This is a genomic window from Xenorhabdus lircayensis (assembly GCF_016306625.1).
GTDB classification, from domain to species: Bacteria; Pseudomonadota; Gammaproteobacteria; order Enterobacterales; family Enterobacteriaceae; genus Xenorhabdus; species Xenorhabdus lircayensis.
On record NZ_JACOII010000006.1, the window covers coordinates 128,825 to 147,400 of the forward strand.

Consider the following 18,576-nt stretch of genomic DNA (forward strand, 5'->3'; position numbering starts at 1 on the left):
TAGGAGATTAAGATGAATAATATTGTTATTATAATGTTATTTTTTGATGGGGTGTTTTTGGCAGCGCTCACTAAGGAGATTATTTATTCCACGGCCGTTTCTATCAAGATACTTAATAATTCTATCCACCTATTCATTATTTTTTACATTTAAATATATTTGAAAAAAATATTATTTGTAGGAATGTCCTGGGAATTACTGAAAAGGGAGGGGGAGACAAAATAACTTGATGCTTGATTAAATAGTGATTGCAATATTGAGAGGAACATTAGTTTTAATCGAACTGAATCGTTCAACTTATGGCATAAACAATCAATCGCAAATGCCTTTCCAAATCAATAATCATCGATGTGTAATCGAAAGAAATTACTTGTCCATTCATATTCAGCTCCCGTACACCGTTACAGGGTTCATAGATTTCATGTCTATGCCACATATCATAAAAATCAGGTGATGTTTGAAGCAGCTTATTAACGAGATCCTGAATATAACTGTCTTTAACTGCAAGGGCATAATCGCGCCTAAAGCTGGCCAGTAAACGATAAGCATCTTGTTCCCAGTGATACAATAGCTCACGATAATGCTCATTGGTGAACAATAACCACAAGAAATTGCGTTGTTCCCTTTCAACTTGGCTGAAATGAAAATACTCATCTGCTGGCTGATTAAAGGCCAGGACATCCCAATGCAAATTCAGCACATAAGTTACATGGGGAGATAAATCATTCATAAGCCGCTTGATAAGCGGAGAAACAACACACCATGTGTGTCCAGTTTCTACAGGCTCCCGCATATGCGCCAGCAGGTATAAATGCCTTCGTTCAGCAGTATTCAGTTTTAAGACTTTAGCAAGATTATCCAAAAAAGTGGCTGATACTCCGATTTCCCGACCTTGTTCCAGCCATGTATACCAAGTTACACCAACGCCTGCTAAAACTGCAATTTCCTCACGCCTTAGCCCTGGAGTGCGACGCCGACCAATATTGGGTAATCCAACAGATTCAGGGTTAAGGCTTTCTCTTTTAGCGCGTAAAAAATTAGCTAATTCGGTACGGGAACGCTTTAACTTTGTCATTTATTTCAACCCATTACTCTTAGTAATAGTATAATTTGTTAAATTGTAACAGGCTAATAGGGCTATTAGAATCCGTCTATCTCAAATATTGTGAGGATTCACATCATGACCAGGAAGGATTACTTAACCCTATCAGTTCTTTTAGCCGCGGATTTGTGACTATTTTTGATCTTTTTGTTGTCAACATTGCCATTGCCAATATTCAATCACACTTACAGGCGAGTTTATTCCAAATTACGCTGGTTATTGTGATCTATGAAATTGGATTTGGTTTGTTATTGATTACGGGAGGGCGCTTAGGTGATTTATTTGGTCGGCGACGATTGTTCAGGTTAGGGATATTGGCTTTCACTTTGACATCATTGCTTTGTGGCCTTGCCCCCACAGCGAATTTTTTGATTTTAGCCCGGTTTTTACAAGGATTATCCTCAGCGCTGTTATTTCCACAGGTTTATGCCAGTATTCGTGTCAGCTTTGACGGAGATAACAGCCGCAAAGCATTCGGGTTATTGGGAATGACTTTAGGTTTTGCCGCCATTGCTGGACAAACCTTAGGTGGTTGGATGATTTCTGCCAATTTATGGAACTTACAATGGCGTTCTATTTTTTTGATTAATGTCCCAATCGGCTTATTGGTCTTGCTCTTCTCAAGTTATATCAACGAAAGTATTGCACAAGAAAAATCGGGGTTAGATTTGGTTGGGGTGGCACTTTCCAGTATGGGTATTTTTGCCTTATTGCTGCCACTGTTGATTGGGCCAACATTAGGCTGGCCGATATGGTGCTGGGCGTTACTCTTTTTGGCTTGTTTAACGCTGCTACAATTCGCACGTTATGAAAAACGTTATGTTACCCGAGGAAAAACACCACTATTCAATTTTTATTTATTGAAAAACAAACAATTTAGCGTAGGTTGTTTATTGGTTTTATTTGTTTATTCCACATCCAGCTCATTTTTTCTTGTTTTCGCGTTATTTTTACAAAATGGCTTAGGATTCAATCCATTTGATGCCGGATTAATTTTTGCTCCCGCCAGCATAGGATTTGTTCTATCTTCACTCAATGCCCCTTATTGGGTTAAACATTTTGGCAGTAAAACCATTGTCATCGGCGCATTACTCTATGTGATGTCTTTCATTACTCTATGTGATGTCTTTCATTACTCTATGTGATGTCTTTCATTACCCTGATTGTTGCCATTACGATGCTATCCTCTGCAACTCCATCAATGACAATTCCGTTATTTTTTATCGTGCCAATATTAATACTCCTTGGATATGGGCAAGGCTTTGTCATGACACCATTGCTAAATATTGTTTTGGCTTTTGTTAACGTGCGATTTGCTGGTATGGCATCAGGTGTGATTGCAACCTTACAACAAGTTGGCGCGGCTTTTGGTGTTGCCGTGGTCAGCGTGTTAGTTCAGCGGCATTTTAACAATGTGGATACACTCTCTTTTATTACATATCAAAATGCCTTTGTTCACAGTATGCTCTACAATGTTTTTGCCGCTTTTGTTGTATTTTACTTGTTAAAAATATTACATCGAAATAGAACGCATCATGGGGTATCAAAAAGTGATTAGGTTATTTACAGAAGCAGATATGGATGCAGTTTTGTCTATTTGGTTAGAGGCTTCCATTAAAGCACATAATTTTGTGGCGGCAGAATTTTGGCAATCGCAAGTGGAAAATATGAGAAGTCTCTATATTCCTGCTTCAGAAGTACATGTCTATGTACAAGAAGCTAACGTTGTCGGTTTTTATGCACTTCACGGAGATAACCTGGCTGCTGTTTTTGTGTCACCGGATAAACAGGGGCAGGGAGTTGGCAAAGCGTTAGTTAATGATGCCAAAAGCCGAAGAACTGAACTCACGTTATCGGTCTATCAGAAAAATCAAGATAGTTATAAATTCTATCTATCTCAAGGGTTTTATGTTGTCAGTGAGGAGGTTGATGAAAACACGGGATGCCAAGAATATTTTATGAGTCTAAATAAATACCGTTTACAAAGGGGATGACTATGATAAATAAGATTGTTACTGATGTTACCACACTAGAACAAATATACGGAAAACCAGCGGGTGCATCTGTTTTTAAAGAGGTGAATTATATTCACCCTATATATCGTCCTTTTATCGAATTCTCACCTTTTGCCACATTATCAACTGTTGGGCCAGAGGGCATGGATGTTTCTCCCCGGGGCGATCAGGCCGGTTTCATTCATATTGAAGATGAGAAAACATTACTGTTACCCGACAGAAGAGGCAATAACCGTATAGACAGCCTACGTAATATTCTGCACGATAATCATGTCGCATTATTATTTCTTATTCCGGGGATTGGTGAAACATTACGTGTGAATGGCCGTGCGGAAATTGTTATTGATCCCGAAGTGTTGGAACGTTTCTCCCATCGCAATATGCTGCCTCGTTCTGTATTACGAATCACTGTGGATGCGGTCTTTTTCCAGTGTTCCAGAGCGTTTTTGCGCTCCGGTTTATGGGATGTTTCTACTCACCTTGAGCGCAGTGCTTTACCTAGTGCCGGTAATATTCTGAAAGAAATCAGCAAAGGCGATTTTGATGAAGATGACTTTGATGCGAAATTACCCCAGAGGTTAAAGGATGAGCTATATTAGCGCGTGACATACATTGCGGCTGGCATACCCGAACAGATTAAAAGCAAATTATGCTTTGTTATTAAACAAAAATGCCAAAAATACGGTATACTGTATTTTTATACAGTTCACAGCCATGGGGACTTAACACGATATTCTTCTGTATATTCTCGGCTCAAAAATTTGAGCCGAAGTTTGATCATCAATAGATAGATGTCGTTTATTTACATACCATACGGATAACTTTGGCTTTCTTCTCCAACATCCTCGCGAACTTGCTTCAATGCCTTAGTATAAGATTTGAGTAGTTTCAGCGTATAGTTCGCGCGCCCTTCGAATGCTGCATCGTTACAAATCAGATCTTTCGAAATCAAATTTTCACCCTGACGGAAAATTAAGTGGTCAGGCAAGAAACAAACATGGTTATTTTTAAAACCTGTCATGCGTAATTCGCAGAGGGGATAAACGCCATTAATGCCACCAGATACACTCGCCAATAACGCGGGTTTATGCCCCAGCTCTGTCACAGCACAATGTAATAGAAGGTTTTTCAATGCTGGCGTTACCATTCCATGCCATTCCGGGGTAACAAAGATGAATGCTTCACTCTCTCTTAAATGCCGTGCAATCGCCTGCCAAGGATGCGATTCCGCTGATATATCCGTCGTGAAACCATCGTGTAATGGTAATTCTACATTGGAGAGATCAAGGATCTCCATATCAGTAAAGCCATGTTCGCGACTTAATTTTTGCAAATAACAAGCCACACGTTGACTGCGAGAATCTGGGCGTTGACTGCCAGAGATTAGAGTAAGTTTCATAGATTTCCTGTTATTTTTTACTGGTTGATTAATTTATAGGGTTACCGGAATTTTCTATCTGATTTCGAGGAATAGAAAACCAAACAGAAATAATGATGGTGCAAGCTCCGAGCATTTGTAGCAAGGAAAATGTTTGTTTTAGAAAGCAATAACCCAAAATGCAAGCAGATAGTGCACTGAGAAATCCTAAAAAAGAGATTGTTACCACGGGTAGTTTTTCAATACCTCGAAACCAGATGATATAAGAGAAAACAGCGCCAATCATGCACAAATAACCGTAGCCGAGAATATTATTTACGGTGAGATGTTGCGGTAGACCTTCTGTCAAAATAGCGATGGGCAATAGAAGCCAATAGAGGCATATTGGGTGGCAATACTTCCGTCGTAATGATGTAGGTACTTCCCCAGACAATTTAAGTTATTCATTGCTTCATCCTGCGTACAGTCGTTCGGTACTTTTTAAGTTAAGATGAATATACCATCATTAAAAGTATCTTTATTTAAAGATAAATTAAAATAATAGCCTAACCGATTTTTATCAAGTATCTTTTTGTCGAAATAAAATAAATAGGATAAAAAAGCATGAAGTACGATCACGTTGACCGATTACTGATACAGTGGGAACAGCAGCGTCCAGACCTTGATCCATCGTCAATGGGCGTCATTGGACGACTATGTCGCATCAATAAAATTATTGAACAACGCTTGCAACATGCTTTCAGAGAACACGGCCTGAGTGCCATTGAGTTTGATATCCTTGCGACACTACGTCGCAATAATACGCCAATTACACCAACAGAAATGTATCAATCCGTTATGCTAACTTCTGGTGCAATGAGTACCCGTATTGAGCATATGGTACAGCGAGGATTGATTGAGCGTATCGCCAATGAAGAAGATCGACGTAGCTGTAAGGTTTTTCTGACGCAGGAAGGAAAAGCGCTGATAGACAAAGTGGTAGAAAGTCATTTTGAAAATCAAAAAGCCATTCTCGAACCACTGACAGAAGCTCAACAAGAGCAGCTTGCAACACTGTTGCGGCATTGGCTGCTGACCAATGAATCAGTTATTTGAGATTTTTTGATAGATTGTGAAAGTATCTTTTTTAGAAGGTATAATTCAATTCACAAAGATAAATATCTTTTTTAAAAGTTATTTTTGAGAGAAGTTCGCCCTGACATGAGTCAGGGCGAGATCTCTTTAAGAAGAGAAAATATTAGAATTTAACATTAACTCTAGCCCAGTAAGTACGACCCGGTTCGTTTATTGGTGTTGGCGTATTGGCAGAATAACCAAAAGCATTATTTCCTGCTAAGTTAAGATGTTCGCTGTAGGTTTTATCAAAAATGTTATCAATACCGGCACTAACCTGAACATTTTTAGTCACCTTATAGGCTGCATTTGCAGACAGAATGGCGAAGCCTTTACTACGATCAAAATCTTTGCCTACAACGTTACCTTCATTGTTCGCCACTCGGTGCTGACTATTAACCAGACGCAGCAAACCGCTGCTGGTCCAATCGCCATGTTCCCAAGTTAAACCAAAGCGTGCTTCCAAAGGTGGAGTTTGCGGCAGTGGACGGTGGTTGGTAGTATTTTTCGCCCAGGAATACGCTAAACTTGCATCGGTTTTCCAGTTATCGTTCAGCTGATAAGCAACACCCATTTCCCCGCCCATAATAGTGGCATCCACGTTATTCGCTTGGTTATTTTTGTCGCTATATTGGAATAAGATAAAGTCATTCACCTTACCAACATAAGCTGATACCCAACCTTTCAGATATCGATCGTTATATTGTGTACCGATATCCAACTGGGTGGTTTTTTCGGTCTTTATGTCAGTGAAAGAATTTTGACCTGCTTTAGATGAAAACAATTCCCAGTAATCAGGAAAGCGCTCGGTATAACCAACGCCGGCATAGAACATCACAGGGACGTCTTTCAGATTATGTTCAAACCGAATAAAACCAGCGGGGAGGGTGTCTTTGCGTTCTTGTTGGGTAGCATATTTATCTACCATCACGCGATCCAGACGCGCACCACCGATAACTTTACTCTGTTCAGTCGCATCCCAAGTTAATTCACCAAAAATGCCATAATCACGGTAGCGGGCATCTTTCAGCCAACCTGTTTTGGGATGTTTACGATGAGTATTGACCTGCATATCGGCACCGCTCTGCAATTTGAAATCTTCCCAAATCCAAGTCCCCATCATACGACCACCCACGGTACGGCGGTCTAATTCCATCTTATGCCTCATATTCATGCCCATGCTATGACCACCGTGTCCCATTCCCATTGGGAAAGGTGTACGCTGGGAGTAATTATCCATAATATGGTTGGTGTTGTTGTAATAAAAATTGGTTTCAAACTTGTCAAATACCTCACTGAGGTTGGATTTTTCAAAACGCACTCCAAAACTTTCGCGCTTGAATTTAGAACCATCCATACCACGTCCAGCGTAACGCGCCTCACCATCACCTTGTCCAGCGGTTAACTCCAGTAAAGTATCTTCATCAGGTGTCCAGCCCAATGCGACATCGGTATTCCATTTATCCCAACGAGAAGGAACGCGATTACCGTCACCATCTTTATAGTCATTGGAGCGGGATTTATTACCGATCAAACGGATATAGCCCAGTTCATTGCCAAGGCTAAGGTCAACGTTACCATCCCAGCGGCCATTAGAACCGACAACCGTGCTGGCATTACCTTGAGCGCCAATTTTTTCAAACTGAGGACGAGTGCGTTCGAAACGGATAGTCCCCGCTGAGTTACCGGGCCCCCAAAGTACAGTTTGTGGTCCTTTAACCAAACTCAGAACATCATAGCTTTCTGGTGAAATATAAGAACTTGGTGCATCCATACGTGACGGACAAGAACCTAATACTTCGCCATCATCAATCAGCATACGCAGACGAGAGCCAAACATGCCGCGGAATACGGGATCACCGTTAGCCCCACCATTACGGATTTGAGAAAAACCGGGGATGGTTTTCAAGTAATCAGAACCATCGCTGGCAGGCACAGGCTGACGAGGAATTTTTAGTGAAGAGACCACATTAAGTGGAGAAATTGCTGGAGCTGTTACGGTTATCACAGACTCATTATCATTAATAATGTGTGTTTCTTTAGTGTGATCCACGTTGGCAGCCAAGCCACTGGCTGGTATAGCGAGTGCGATAGCCAAAGCGGCTGTTAGGGGTGATACGTGGAATAATTGTGTAGTAGACATAAAAGAATATCCCTTAATTAGTAACAAATCCTGTTTTTTGGATTCGTTTGAAGCAATACCGACTTGTCTTACAAACAGCGTAATACATGGAAAATAAAATGATTTATTTCAAGTAAGCGGATTAATTAAGGGGTGGGGCACGTGGTTGTGATTCGCCGTAGAACAGTCGAATTATTGGGCCAAAGAAACGTGGTGCTGGTGGCGCACGGGATATTATTAGTGTCAGCAAGATGAAAGGAGCAAAACCTCCTGCCAATAGTGGCAGGTTAATCAAAAGCTGACAGTAACCACAGGCAATATCATCCATCAATCCCATATGGATATGATCAGCGCCATGATGATTCATGGAATGTGATGACGATGATGTTTGGTGGTGACTATTGTTATGGCCATTTTGCATGTCAGACATAGACATGCTGTGGTTTATCTCGCTTTTTATGTCGTCACGATAGTGCTCCAGCGTTTTTGATACCACTGGCGCAATGAACAACATCAAAATCGCCAGCAAGGCGATAATGGCAGGTGTTCGGCATTGTGATAGACGAAAAAGCGATAACAAACTAATGATCCAGCTCAGTTTCCACGATTGAGCGCCAATCTTACTGCATTTCTGATGGAGATTGTTAAAAAATTTTGGAGTTGTTAGGTGAATGCGGGCTGAATGTATAAACAAGATCCTTGAAATAAATATATTAAAAATTAGTTAATTAAACATTAACTCCACATTCACCCCCTGTCTGCATACTTATATTAATTTTTATTTCGGTGCAGGCGTTCCAGTGCATCTGAATTATCATCAGATGATTGTGTCACAAGATTATTGATAATACTAATTTCATCTGTCCTCATCTATCTAGGTTGCCAACATACACTTTTGCATATATATGCTTCTTTGTCTTTACTTTTTGCATAAGATGATTGAATACTGAGCATCAAAAAAATACGAGAGAGATTTTTATTAAGACAGAAATAAAATTACTGCAATGACGTTTTTCACCCAAGCTCATCATGTTGTTTTACTCTATTAAATTATTTGAAATTCAATCATGGTTTAATATTTTACTCAAGAAAATAATTAATCATAACTTAATTCCATTAAATAATACTTTAGCATTTTTGTATAATGAAAAACAGTTATCAGTTGATAACTAATAATCTTATTTAGGTAATTAATAATCCAATTCATTCAAAAACAATCCAAAAATTACATTAGCTAGTTTTCCTTTACGGGTCACTACAGAAATGTTACTTGTCTAAAGTTTGTTAGTTTCATTTACGTAAGCAAACTCATAACTAATGATTCGATAAATGAGACTTAACTTAAATGTCGTTTCATTGCAAACTCTCTGTTACAACCTTGTGCGAGGAGTTAAAAAATGTCAGATAACCATCCTTTTCAAACCAGTTCTTTTCAAACACTGAATCTTAAAGCACATTGGATGCCGTTCAGTGCTAATCGTCATTTTCAACAAGATCCACGTTTAATTGTCTCAGCCGAGGGAAACTGGCTGGTTGATGATCAAGGTCGTCGAATTTATGACAGTCTGTCCGCTTTATGGACATGTGGAGCCGGGCATTCGCGCACTGAAATTCGTCAGGCTGTTTCTGAACAACTGGAAACGTTGGATTATTCCCCCGGTTTCCAATATGGCCATCCTTTGTCATTCAAGCTAGCAGATAAAATTGCCAGTCTAATGCCCGGTGATTTAAATCACGTGTTTTTTACCAGTTCGGGTTCGGAAGCTGCCGATACCGCAGTAAAAATGGCCCGTGCTTACTGGCGCATTCAAGGGCAACCAGCAAAAACTAAATTTATCGGACGGGCTAGTGGCTATCATGGTGTCAATATCGCAGGAACCAGCCTTGGCGGTATTGGCGGTAATCGTAAAATGTTCGGTCAGTTTATGGATGTCGATCATTTGCCGCATACATTACAGCCCAATATGGCCTTTACTAAAGGGATACCGTCGGCTGGGGGTCCTGAACTGGCGGATGAACTACTGAAGCTGATTGAATTGCATGATGCCAGTAATATTGCCGCCGTTATCGTTGAACCGATTTCTGGATCTGTCGGCGCTATTGTCCCGCCAAAAGGGTATTTACAACGCTTGCGGGAAATATGTACTCAACACGATATCCTGCTGATTTTTGATGAAGTGATCACCGGTTTCGGGCGTTTGGGGCATTGGAGCGGATCAGAATATTTCGGTGTAACACCCGATATCCTCAATTTTGCCAAGCAAATTACCAATGGAGCCATTCCTTTGGGGGGTGTCGTTGCGTCCAGTAAGATCTACGATGCCTTTATGTCCCAGCCTCTGCCCGAGCATATGGTCGAGTTCAGCCACGGTTATACCTATTCAGCCCATCCAGTTGCCTGTGCCGCAGGGTTAGCAACATTGGAACTACTGGAGAAAGAGAATTTACTGCAACAATCCGCTGATTTGGCTCCACATTTCGAACAAGTATTACATGAATTAAAGCACTGTCCAAATGTAGTGGATATTCGTAACTGCGGGCTGGTGGGCGCGATTCAAATTGCTCCGCGGAATGGAGATTCCGTTGTTCGGCCTTTTGATGCTGGCATTGCATTATGGAAAGCAGGATTTTATGTACGTTTTGGTGGAGATTCTCTGCAATTTGGCCCAATGTTCAACGCCAAAATGGATGATCTTAATCGTCTGTTTAATGCTGTGGGGGATGTTTTGCACCAGATTAAATAAAGGAAATTAAGAAGGATGGAAATAATTACGCATTTAATTAATGGTGAAATGACCATCGCTGGTGGCAAAACGGCAGCAGTATTTAATCCTTCTACAGGGGATATGATACATCAAACGCCCTTTAATTTCCCTGCGATGGTTACTCGCATTTCCAAACAATAATTAACCACTATTAACTTCTTAAAAAGAGCGGTGATTTTACCGCTCATACCGACGAACCTTACATTAACCAAAATTATAATAGGGATCCATGTCATATAGTTGACAGAAAGTTGTAGTGAAAAATGGTGTCATTGTGTTAGTAAATAGGGTCGCTTATTAAATATCTAAAAGATAATATGAAAACAGATGAAATCATGGAACTGATTGAAAATAAATATCCAAAAGCTGGGCGTTGGGTATTTGGTGACTCTCCTGCGATGTATGATGAATTGGCTGAATTAATTGCCAAAGGGATAAAAACAGCGACGACGTGCTCGTTTCATTCTTATCGTTCTGATGAACCAGATAATGGCAAAATCACAGTTGGTAATCACTATATTGTTTTCGACAGTAAGGAGCGCCCAGTCTGTGTTGCTAGAGTAACGGCCATGCATTTAATGAAGTTTTCAGAAATGACAGCAGAACTGGCCTGGAAAGAAGGTGAGGGCGATAGGAGTTTGCTTAAATGGCAATTAGAGCATCAACGCTTTTTTAAAAACGAAGGCGTATTTTCACCTGATATGGAAATTGTTGTTTTAGAATTTAAGACACAGAAGGTGAGGTGATTTATGTAGCAATAGACAATGATAAGGTTCTCGGATTTGGGGGCCTGATTATTTCATTCACCATCTCTATATTTCCATGGAATACCAGCGATTTGGCATTAGCACTAAATTGCTGGATTTCATAAAAGCTAAATCCCCCCATAAACTCAGTCTTAATTAATTTTCTTAAATACCCGCCAGAAATTCATTGCTTACTTGTTGCGATTTTAATTCTTTTGAGAAAAATTTATTGAAGAAGTTATGTCTACAGACAATGGAAGAAAGTATCCTTCTGTTTTTATAGATTATTTCCTATCATTTTACTTACCTTTTAAAAGCCAAGAATAAATAGATTTTCATTATGAAAAATAAAAGCGCTATGCTGTTGCTGACTTTATCAATTGCAGTTTTTGGTGTTATTACTACCGAAATTGCAGTTTTTGGTGTTATTACTACCGAAATAGCAGTTATTGGATTGCTACCACAACTGGAAGCACAGCTGCTTGTGACACCGATTCAAGTTGGTTTTCTTGTGAGTATTTATGCCATTGTTGTGGCTCTGACAGGTCCATTTGTTACTTTAATGCTCTCTAGATATAACAAAAAGCACGTTCTTCTCACCATTATCTTAATATTCATCATTTCTAACCTTATCTATGCCACGACAGACACTTTTAATCTGATGTTTACTTTCAGGGTTCTTCCGGGACTGGTACACGCAGTTTTCTTTGCGGTTGCTCTTGTGGTTGCCGCTAATTCAGTCCCTAAAGAAAAAAGTGCGGGTGCGACCGCAAAAGTTTTCGCAGGAGTGGCTGTGGGAATGGTGTTAGGAATGCCCATGAGTTCGTTTATAGCCGAGCATTTATCACTCAGTGCTGCGTTTTATTTTGGCGCAGTGACTTGTGTACTGGCTTTTATTGGTATTTTGTTTTTTGTTCCTTCTATCCCCGCCACAAAAAACAGTGTTTTTTTCCGAACAATTAAACGTGTTGCGTAAAGGAAAGTTATGGCTGACGATTTTTACTGTGACATTGATTTTTTCCTCGATGTTCTCAAGTTTCAGCTATATAGCAGATTACCTTGCGAAAATTACTCATCTTAATAATGATTTAATCAGCGTAATTCTAATACTATTTGGCGTCTGTGGATTTATAGGCAACTTTGTCTTTAGCAGATTCCTGCAAAAAAATGTTGTAAATACAACTTATGCCTATCCTATTTTACTTATCTTTCTCTATATTCAAGTCTGGTATTTAGGTTTTTCATCGGTAGCTATGTGTGTATTGGCGATTTTCTGGGGTGGACTACATTCTGCGGGGCTGGTGGTCAGCCAAACATGGCTTATGCGAGAAGCCAATGAAGCCCCGGAATTTGCAACAGCCTTTACATTTCTTTTTCTAATTTGGGTATCACAATCGGTTCTGTGGCAGGAGGGTGGTTTATTTCACAGTTCGGAGTACACACGGTTGTACTGAGCAGTATCCTCTTTGCATTAATGGCATTTGTAAGCATTCACATTAAAAACAACTTAAAAGGTTAATCCAGCAAACCGTTTTCCGCCATTTCCACCAGAGTATCTACAACATGGCGTATTTTGGGTAGCAGTTGACGATTTTTAGGCCATAACGCGCTAATCGGGACTTCTATCCCAGAATACCCTTGCAATACTTCCTTGAGTTTTCCGTTCTCAAGATATTTACCCACCATCCATAAAGGCAGCTGGGCAAATCCGCATCCATCCAATACAGCCGCCAACATTGCATCTCCATCAGCAAACTCATAAGTTGCTGGTGGAGCGTAACGTTTTACTTCACCGTTATTTTCTTTCAATAACCAAGCATGTTTAAGGGTATCTATATCAGCCATTAATAAAGATGAATCGTATACTATCCATAGTCGGGGTCAAGCATTGCAGTTGGCGCAGATATGATAGAGAGCCCGATAGATAAGTTATATATTGGTGACTATGTGTGCATCGCTGCTGAAGTCGTCATTTTAATGGGCGGCAATCATACAACAGCGTTGTTACAAAAGATGTTGAACCTTACAGTATAGTGGCGGGTAATCAAAAAATCACTCCAATAGTTACAGCTACCATCAATAGGCTCACGGATAATTCGCTAGAATGCGGTGTATCAGACATTCATCATCTTATTTTGTATGGCTATCGTTAGGAGAGGAAGTTAGGGCTGATCAAGTTGCAATGGCATTATATCTCTGTATCAACCGCTGAACCATTTTCAACATCTATGCATGTACCCCATGCAATCCGTCTAGCTATAGGATCGGTAGAGTTGGCGTTTCTGCGAGCGGTATTGAGGAAAGTGAAATATGCCATTGAATTACATTCATATTTATAGCTAAGATAAACAGATATCTATGTTATTAAAAATCTTCTTATAGATGTCCTTATTATTGTTTTCCTGAAGACAAGTTTCTGGTAGTAAAACTAGGAGCAGAAGTCTGTGACCTTTCCGAAGGGATGAGAACAGTGCTCCGTCAAGGTACTATCGCCATCATCGGCTATCTGACTCGCTGTATTGAGTTAGGGCAGGCCGATAATTCGATCATCTTATTAGTTTCGTAGTCGCATTTCTTTATTTTTTATAGACGACGGGTCAATTATTAAAAAAGGAAATCTTATGGCCGACAATAGTATTCACACCGATCTTTTCTCACCGACCAAATTGGGGGAAATTGAACTTGCCAACCGTATTGTTATGGCACCTCTAACACGCAGCCGCGTGAATAAGGAGGGTGTTCCGAATGAGCTTAATGTAACCTATTATGTTCAGCGCGCGAGTGCTGGGTTAATCATTTCAGAAGCAACCAATATCTCAGCACAGGGGCGTGGTTATGCTATGACGCCTGGCATCTGGACGGAAGATCAGGTCGAAGGGTGGAAAAAAGTCACAGATGCTATTCACCTTGCCGGCGGTAAGCTTGTGATTCAATTGTGGCATGTCGGTCGTTGTTCACACGTCGATCTTCAACCTAATAGGGAAGCGCCTGTAGCGCCATCTGCTATTAAAGCGGACGGTAACGTTTATACCGAAAGTGGCATCCAGGAAGTCTCCATGCCTCGTGCACTAAGAATCGACGAGATCCCTGGTATTGTCGAGCAGTATAGACATGCTGCTGAATGTGCTAAACGTGCAGGGTTCGATGGTGTAGAAATCCATTCAGCTAACAATTATCTGTTGGAACAATTCCTACGTGATTCAACTAACCATCGTACCGATCAATACGGTGGTTCCATTGAAAACCGGGTTCGACTGGCTCTAGAAGTTGTTGAAGCTGTCACCAGCGTTTGGAGCAGTGGCCGAGTTGGTATTAGGCTGTCTCCAGTAACAACTGAAGTAGGGAACACTCCACTTGATAGCAATGTGATGGCGACTTATAGCTATCTGATTCAGCAGTTAAACAAGTTTAAATTGGCGTATCTCCACTTTGTTGAAGGAACGACAGGAAAAAATCGCACTGTTCCTGAAAATGTTGATCTGGGTACATTAAGATCGTTGTTCGACGGGGCTTATATCGGCAATAACAACTATGACTTTGAAATGGCAATTTCCCGTCGTGCAGAAGGTCAGGTTGATGCAGTCGCATTCGGGCGTCCGTTTATTTCCAATCCTGATTTGGTGGAGCGTCTACGTTACGGTATTAAACTTGCTGATGTAACTAATGATGCCTATTACGGTAATGGGGCAAAAGGGTATACCGACTGGCCGAAGGCAAATTCCTTTTGAATCTTTATGTTTTAAATCCTAAATCTTCAAATTAATTTAGTATAACAAGGAGTATTTATGGGAAATATGAAGATACTAAATATTATGCTCTTATCTATATCAACAATGATAACTTCTAATGCTTTAGCCCATGAGATTAGAGCAAGAGATTTAGGCATTCCTTTATCTGGGGTAACAGGGAAGTATAATGCGATTACAGATGTTAACGGTGTACAAGTTGGCTATTCGACCATAATAGAAGGCGATGGAACGATAGAGGTTGGAAAAGGTCCAATAAGAACAGGCGTGACAGCTATATTGCCAAGAGGAAAACGATTTAGCCCTGTATTTTCCAGTATATTTTCTTTAAATGGCAATGGAGATATGACGGGGAGTCAATGGGTTGAAGAAAGTGGTTTCTTGGAAACTCCAATATTAATAACCAACACTCATAGTGTTGGTGTTGTTAGGGACTCAACAATTAGCTGGATGATTGATAACAACCTAACATCACCACTAAAAGATGATTTATTTTGGTTATTACCTGTGGTTACAGAAACGTGGGATGGAATATTAAATGATATAAATGGTATGCATGTAAAAAAAGAACATGTATATGACGCCTTAAATAGCGCCAAATCAGGCGCTATAGAAGAAGGTAATGTTGGTGGTGGAACAGGAATGAACCTTTTTAATTTTAAGGGAGGTACAGGTACTTCATCGCGAATTTTAGATAAAAAAGATGGAGGGTATACCGTTGGAGTTCTTGTTCAAGGCAACTTTGGTGATAGGGATGACTTGATTATTGCAGGAGTTCCAGTTGGTAAAGAAATAAAGGAGCTTAAACAGGTATACCATGGAGACAAGAAAAAACTAAAGGATGCTGGTTCCATAATAGTAGTCGTTGCCACTGATGCACCATTGGCTCCTCACCAATTAGATAAAATAGCTAAAAGAGTATCTCTTGGGCTTGCAAGAGTAGGTGGTGTTGCCAGGAATACTAGCGGTGAGATATTTATTGCATTTTCAACTGCAAATAATGATGCATTTTCTAGGGAAGATGTTAGAACAATAAAAATACTGCCAAATGACAAACTAGATCCTTTGTATGAGGCAACAATAAATGCAACAGAAGAGGCAATAATTAATGCTATGATCGCAGCCAAAAAAATGGTGGGGAGAAATGATAATACTTCGTATTCTATCCCTAAAGAGAGGGTTATGGAAATATTAAAAAAACATAATATACTTGTGGAAGGTTAGCTAAAATCTGCACCTTGATTTGAAAAAACGACTTTGATTGAAGGTTATGAATCTGAAATCAAAGTCGGTAACTCCCACGCTTCTGTACAATAAAATAACTTTATAAATTCATTTCTTATGCGTAAAAAAAATAATATTATCAAATCACTAAATGAACTTTTAACACCGTTCGCTGAAAATGCTCCCGGTGTTGTATACATGGCTAAATATGACAGCGGTTTAACCTATCAAGGTTCTATAGGTTTAGATTGTTTAGAATCACAGAAACCGCTTTCAATAGACAGCGTATTTAATATTGCTTCAGTTTCAAAACAATTCACTGCATTTGCAATTCTGTTGTTAGAAAGTGACGGTAGTTTATCGTTAGATGATTCAATCATAAAATACCTACCTGATTTGGGTGATTATGCAAAACCCGTCACCTTGCTTCACTTAATTTATCATACTGGCGGATTGGTTGATTATATGGAGTTGGCTGAATCAGTTGGCATTAGTGAACAAGATCCGTTGACGATTAAACAATCGTTACATCACTTATATGCTCAATCCAAAGCGGTATTTGCATCAGGAACCGCTTTTGAATATAGCAATACCGGATATTTCTTACTGGCACAAGTGGTTGAAAAAATCAGCGGGATGAAATTGAGCGAATTAAGCCAAGAGCGTATGTTTAGGCCACTCGGAATGAAGAATACATTCATTGTTAATGAATACCCAATAGCTGTCGAATTTGCACATGCATATGGTCAAGAAGATCAGCTACTTGAATCCTTATGGACACACACGGGGGATGGGGCGGTACACTCAACAGTTGGAGATCTCATGTTATGGGGCGAAAATTTAACTTGCGGCAGAGTAGGTGGAGAAGCATTAATTCAGCGTATGATTCAAGCATTACCAGAAAAAACACCTATCGGAGATACAGTTAAAAATCACGAACTTTATGCATTTGGTTTAGAACATCACAACCACTTAGCAGAGCCGAGTTTAGAGCATTCCGGTGGATGGGCAGGTTACAGAGCTTATTTTATACGTTTTCCAAAATCACGCATTAAGTTATAAGATTGCCGATATATTGATAAATTAATTATAAACCAATTGGATAGTTTTAATTTGAAAAATCAGTCATATTTATGTTACAACCGTGCTATCTTCATTTAAATTAAAATTATCACATGATTAAATATATTTTTCTTTTTTCCCTGCTGAGTTTGTCTTTTTCTGCCAAAAGCATAGGGGATTTTTCTACTCATACTCTAACTTCTGACGATAAAAAAGATATTACTTATTACCTATTTCAAAGAAATAATGGGAAATCTAAAAATCTATTGGTTCTCATTCAGGGATCTGATTGTAAGAGTGCCATACGAAATGAAAACATGATAAAAAAGTTTGGGCAGGTTATCCCTGAAAGCGATCTTTTACTGGTTGAAAAATATGAACTTAATGAAAAATCATCAAATCAAGATGATGTAATAATAGACGAGAATCACTGTCCTAAGGCATATATTTTAAATGATTCACCTAAAAAAAGGGTGTCGGACTATATTGCTGTCATTGAGCTCTTAAAAAACAATTATAAAAAAGTCATTTTATTAGGTGGAAGTGAAGGTGCCATTATTGCCAATTTAGTGACAGCAAATTCTGATGTTAGCGATGTGACAATATCGATTAACGGCGGCGGTCGCTATTTTAGTGATGATGTCATTTACAGTATGAAAAAAAATCATAACGGAGAAGAAGTCGAAGTAGATGACACACTCAAAAAACTGAATGAGTTTTTTTCTTTGATTAAAGAAAATAAGCTACCTGAAGACTTTGTCACTAGCGACCACGGTACTCGTTGGTGGAAAGACACATTATCCATTGACAATCAATCAGTAATATCATCAATACAGTCACCTATGCTTATTATACAAAATATGAGTGATATCAATGTTGATGTTAATTCATTCAACAAAATGCGACATCAAATTAACAAAAAAAACATTACTTTTATGACATATGAAAACCTTGACCATTTTTTTAAAAACAGAGAAAAAGAAGATGAATCATCGATTGTGATTGAAGATATTAAAAAATGGTTTAAACAGCTACATTAAATAAACGCGCTAACATAGTTGGTATAAACCTGAACATATACACTTCCCATTTAGCCATTTGGTAATCAAATATAAAAAGTAGCCAATTGTATCCAATACCAGCCGCCCTACAAATACGTTTACTATCCCGATAAAGCGTCTGCATACGGTAAGGCATTACATCAGCTCAAGAAGGAGCAGAAATATCCTGTCAATGGCCAGCAACGGCAAGTGAATTACACCTAAATAATCGGATTGAATGCGATCATATGAAATCCTCGATC

The 18,576-nt window shown here is 39.4% G+C and carries 19 protein-coding genes and 2 pseudogenes; 15 read left to right on the forward strand and 6 right to left on the reverse strand.

Going from position 1 to position 18,576, the window contains the following annotated elements; translation table 11 throughout:
• Window positions 1-292: 292 nt before the first annotated feature.
• Window positions 293-1,075, reverse strand: coding sequence for a helix-turn-helix transcriptional regulator (locus tag H8A87_RS00900; RefSeq protein ID WP_198688155.1), 783 nt, complete (start codon window positions 1,073-1,075; stop codon window positions 293-295).
• Between the two features lie 155 nt (window positions 1,076-1,230).
• Here H8A87_RS00900 and H8A87_RS00905 point away from each other — a divergent pair, with 155 nt between their 5' ends.
• Genes H8A87_RS00905 through H8A87_RS00920 form a run of 4 tightly spaced genes read left to right on the forward strand, consistent with a single transcriptional unit; the run spans window position 1,231 to window position 3,716 of the window.
• The gene (locus H8A87_RS00905; protein ID WP_332460309.1) at window positions 1,231-2,247 is read left to right on the forward strand and encodes an MFS transporter; all 1,017 of its coding nucleotides are present in this window, start codon (window positions 1,231-1,233) and stop codon (window positions 2,245-2,247) included.
• Window positions 2,248-2,303: 56 nt separating this feature from the next.
• Window positions 2,304-2,660, forward strand: a complete 357-nt coding sequence (locus H8A87_RS00910; RefSeq protein ID WP_198688156.1) for an MFS transporter — start codon at window positions 2,304-2,306, stop codon at window positions 2,658-2,660.
• Window positions 2,638-3,096: a GNAT family N-acetyltransferase gene (locus tag H8A87_RS00915; protein WP_198688157.1), complete on the forward strand. Its 459-nt coding sequence runs from the start codon at window positions 2,638-2,640 to the stop codon at window positions 3,094-3,096. The genes H8A87_RS00910 and H8A87_RS00915 overlap by 23 nt, the downstream gene beginning before the upstream one ends.
• Window positions 3,093-3,716, forward strand: coding sequence for a pyridoxamine 5'-phosphate oxidase family protein (locus H8A87_RS00920; RefSeq protein WP_408646851.1), 624 nt, complete (start codon window positions 3,093-3,095; stop codon window positions 3,714-3,716). The genes H8A87_RS00915 and H8A87_RS00920 overlap by 4 nt, the downstream gene beginning before the upstream one ends.
• A 203-nt stretch (window positions 3,717-3,919) precedes the next feature.
• On the opposite strand, the gene H8A87_RS00925 is transcribed toward H8A87_RS00920, so the two are convergent.
• Window positions 3,920-4,516: an NADPH-dependent FMN reductase gene (locus tag H8A87_RS00925; protein WP_198688159.1), complete on the reverse strand. Its 597-nt coding sequence runs from the start codon at window positions 4,514-4,516 to the stop codon at window positions 3,920-3,922.
• A gap of 28 nt (window positions 4,517-4,544) precedes the next feature.
• Entirely contained in the window at window positions 4,545-4,928 is a 384-nt protein-coding gene (locus H8A87_RS00930) for a DMT family transporter (protein WP_332460310.1), read from the reverse strand.
• A 170-nt stretch (window positions 4,929-5,098) separates the two neighbouring features.
• On the opposite strand from H8A87_RS00930, the gene H8A87_RS00935 reads away from it, so the two are divergent.
• On the forward strand, window positions 5,099-5,590 hold the full coding sequence (locus H8A87_RS00935) for a MarR family winged helix-turn-helix transcriptional regulator (RefSeq protein WP_198688160.1): 492 nt from the start codon (window positions 5,099-5,101) through the stop codon (window positions 5,588-5,590).
• Window positions 5,591-5,732: 142 nt separating this feature from the next.
• Here the strand turns inward: H8A87_RS00935 and H8A87_RS00940 are convergent, their stop codons facing one another.
• Together H8A87_RS00940 and H8A87_RS00945 are read right to left on the reverse strand one after the other, a co-directional pair.
• On the reverse strand, window positions 5,733-7,751 hold the full coding sequence (locus H8A87_RS00940) for a TonB-dependent copper receptor (RefSeq protein WP_198688161.1): 2,019 nt from the start codon (window positions 7,749-7,751) through the stop codon (window positions 5,733-5,735).
• A gap of 121 nt (window positions 7,752-7,872) precedes the next feature.
• On the reverse strand, window positions 7,873-8,310 hold the full coding sequence (locus H8A87_RS00945) for a DUF2946 domain-containing protein (RefSeq protein WP_232369990.1): 438 nt from the start codon (window positions 8,308-8,310) through the stop codon (window positions 7,873-7,875).
• Window positions 8,311-9,127: 817 nt separating this feature from the next.
• Between H8A87_RS00945 and H8A87_RS00950 the strand changes: the two genes are divergently transcribed.
• The 5 genes from H8A87_RS00950 (at window position 9,128) to H8A87_RS19680 (ending at window position 12,695) form a co-directional block, all read left to right on the forward strand.
• On the forward strand, window positions 9,128-10,474 hold the full coding sequence (locus H8A87_RS00950) for an aspartate aminotransferase family protein (protein ID WP_198688162.1): 1,347 nt from the start codon (window positions 9,128-9,130) through the stop codon (window positions 10,472-10,474).
• A gap of 15 nt (window positions 10,475-10,489) precedes the next feature.
• Window positions 10,490-10,636: a hypothetical protein gene (locus H8A87_RS00955; protein WP_198688184.1), complete on the forward strand. Its 147-nt coding sequence runs from the start codon at window positions 10,490-10,492 to the stop codon at window positions 10,634-10,636.
• A gap of 194 nt (window positions 10,637-10,830) precedes the next feature.
• A complete protein-coding gene (locus tag H8A87_RS00960; protein WP_232369991.1) occupies window positions 10,831-11,241 on the forward strand; it encodes an ASCH domain-containing protein in 411 nt (136 codons plus the stop codon).
• A 340-nt stretch (window positions 11,242-11,581) separates the two neighbouring features.
• Entirely contained in the window at window positions 11,582-12,217 is a 636-nt protein-coding gene (locus H8A87_RS19675; protein WP_232369992.1) for an MFS transporter, read from the forward strand.
• Window positions 12,207-12,695: an MFS transporter gene (locus H8A87_RS19680; protein WP_232369993.1), complete on the forward strand. Its 489-nt coding sequence runs from the start codon at window positions 12,207-12,209 to the stop codon at window positions 12,693-12,695. The genes H8A87_RS19675 and H8A87_RS19680 overlap by 11 nt, the downstream gene beginning before the upstream one ends.
• A gap of 61 nt (window positions 12,696-12,756) precedes the next feature.
• Here H8A87_RS19680 and H8A87_RS00970 read toward each other — a convergent pair.
• Window positions 12,757-13,059, reverse strand: a pseudogene (locus H8A87_RS00970) (LysR substrate-binding domain-containing protein); the annotation flags it as partial.
• A 102-nt stretch (window positions 13,060-13,161) separates the two neighbouring features.
• Between H8A87_RS00970 and H8A87_RS19685 the strand changes: the two are divergent.
• The 5 genes and pseudogenes from H8A87_RS19685 to H8A87_RS00990 form a co-directional block, all read left to right on the forward strand.
• Window positions 13,162-13,236, forward strand: a pseudogene (locus H8A87_RS19685) (CatB-related O-acetyltransferase); the annotation flags it as partial.
• A gap of 626 nt (window positions 13,237-13,862) precedes the next feature.
• Window positions 13,863-14,969 carry an alkene reductase gene (locus tag H8A87_RS00975; protein WP_198688164.1) on the forward strand — a complete coding sequence of 369 codons (1,107 nt, stop codon included), beginning with the start codon at window positions 13,863-13,865 and terminating at the stop codon, window positions 14,967-14,969.
• A 57-nt stretch (window positions 14,970-15,026) separates the two neighbouring features.
• The gene (locus tag H8A87_RS00980; protein ID WP_198688165.1) at window positions 15,027-16,211 is read left to right on the forward strand and encodes a DmpA family aminopeptidase; all 1,185 of its coding nucleotides are present in this window, start codon (window positions 15,027-15,029) and stop codon (window positions 16,209-16,211) included.
• Between the two features lie 117 nt (window positions 16,212-16,328).
• The gene (locus H8A87_RS00985; RefSeq protein WP_198688166.1) at window positions 16,329-17,273 is read left to right on the forward strand and encodes a serine hydrolase domain-containing protein; all 945 of its coding nucleotides are present in this window, start codon (window positions 16,329-16,331) and stop codon (window positions 17,271-17,273) included.
• A gap of 113 nt (window positions 17,274-17,386) precedes the next feature.
• The gene (locus H8A87_RS00990) at window positions 17,387-18,313 is read left to right on the forward strand and encodes an alpha/beta hydrolase family protein (RefSeq protein ID WP_198688167.1); all 927 of its coding nucleotides are present in this window, start codon (window positions 17,387-17,389) and stop codon (window positions 18,311-18,313) included.
• Window positions 18,314-18,576 lie beyond the last annotated feature (263 nt).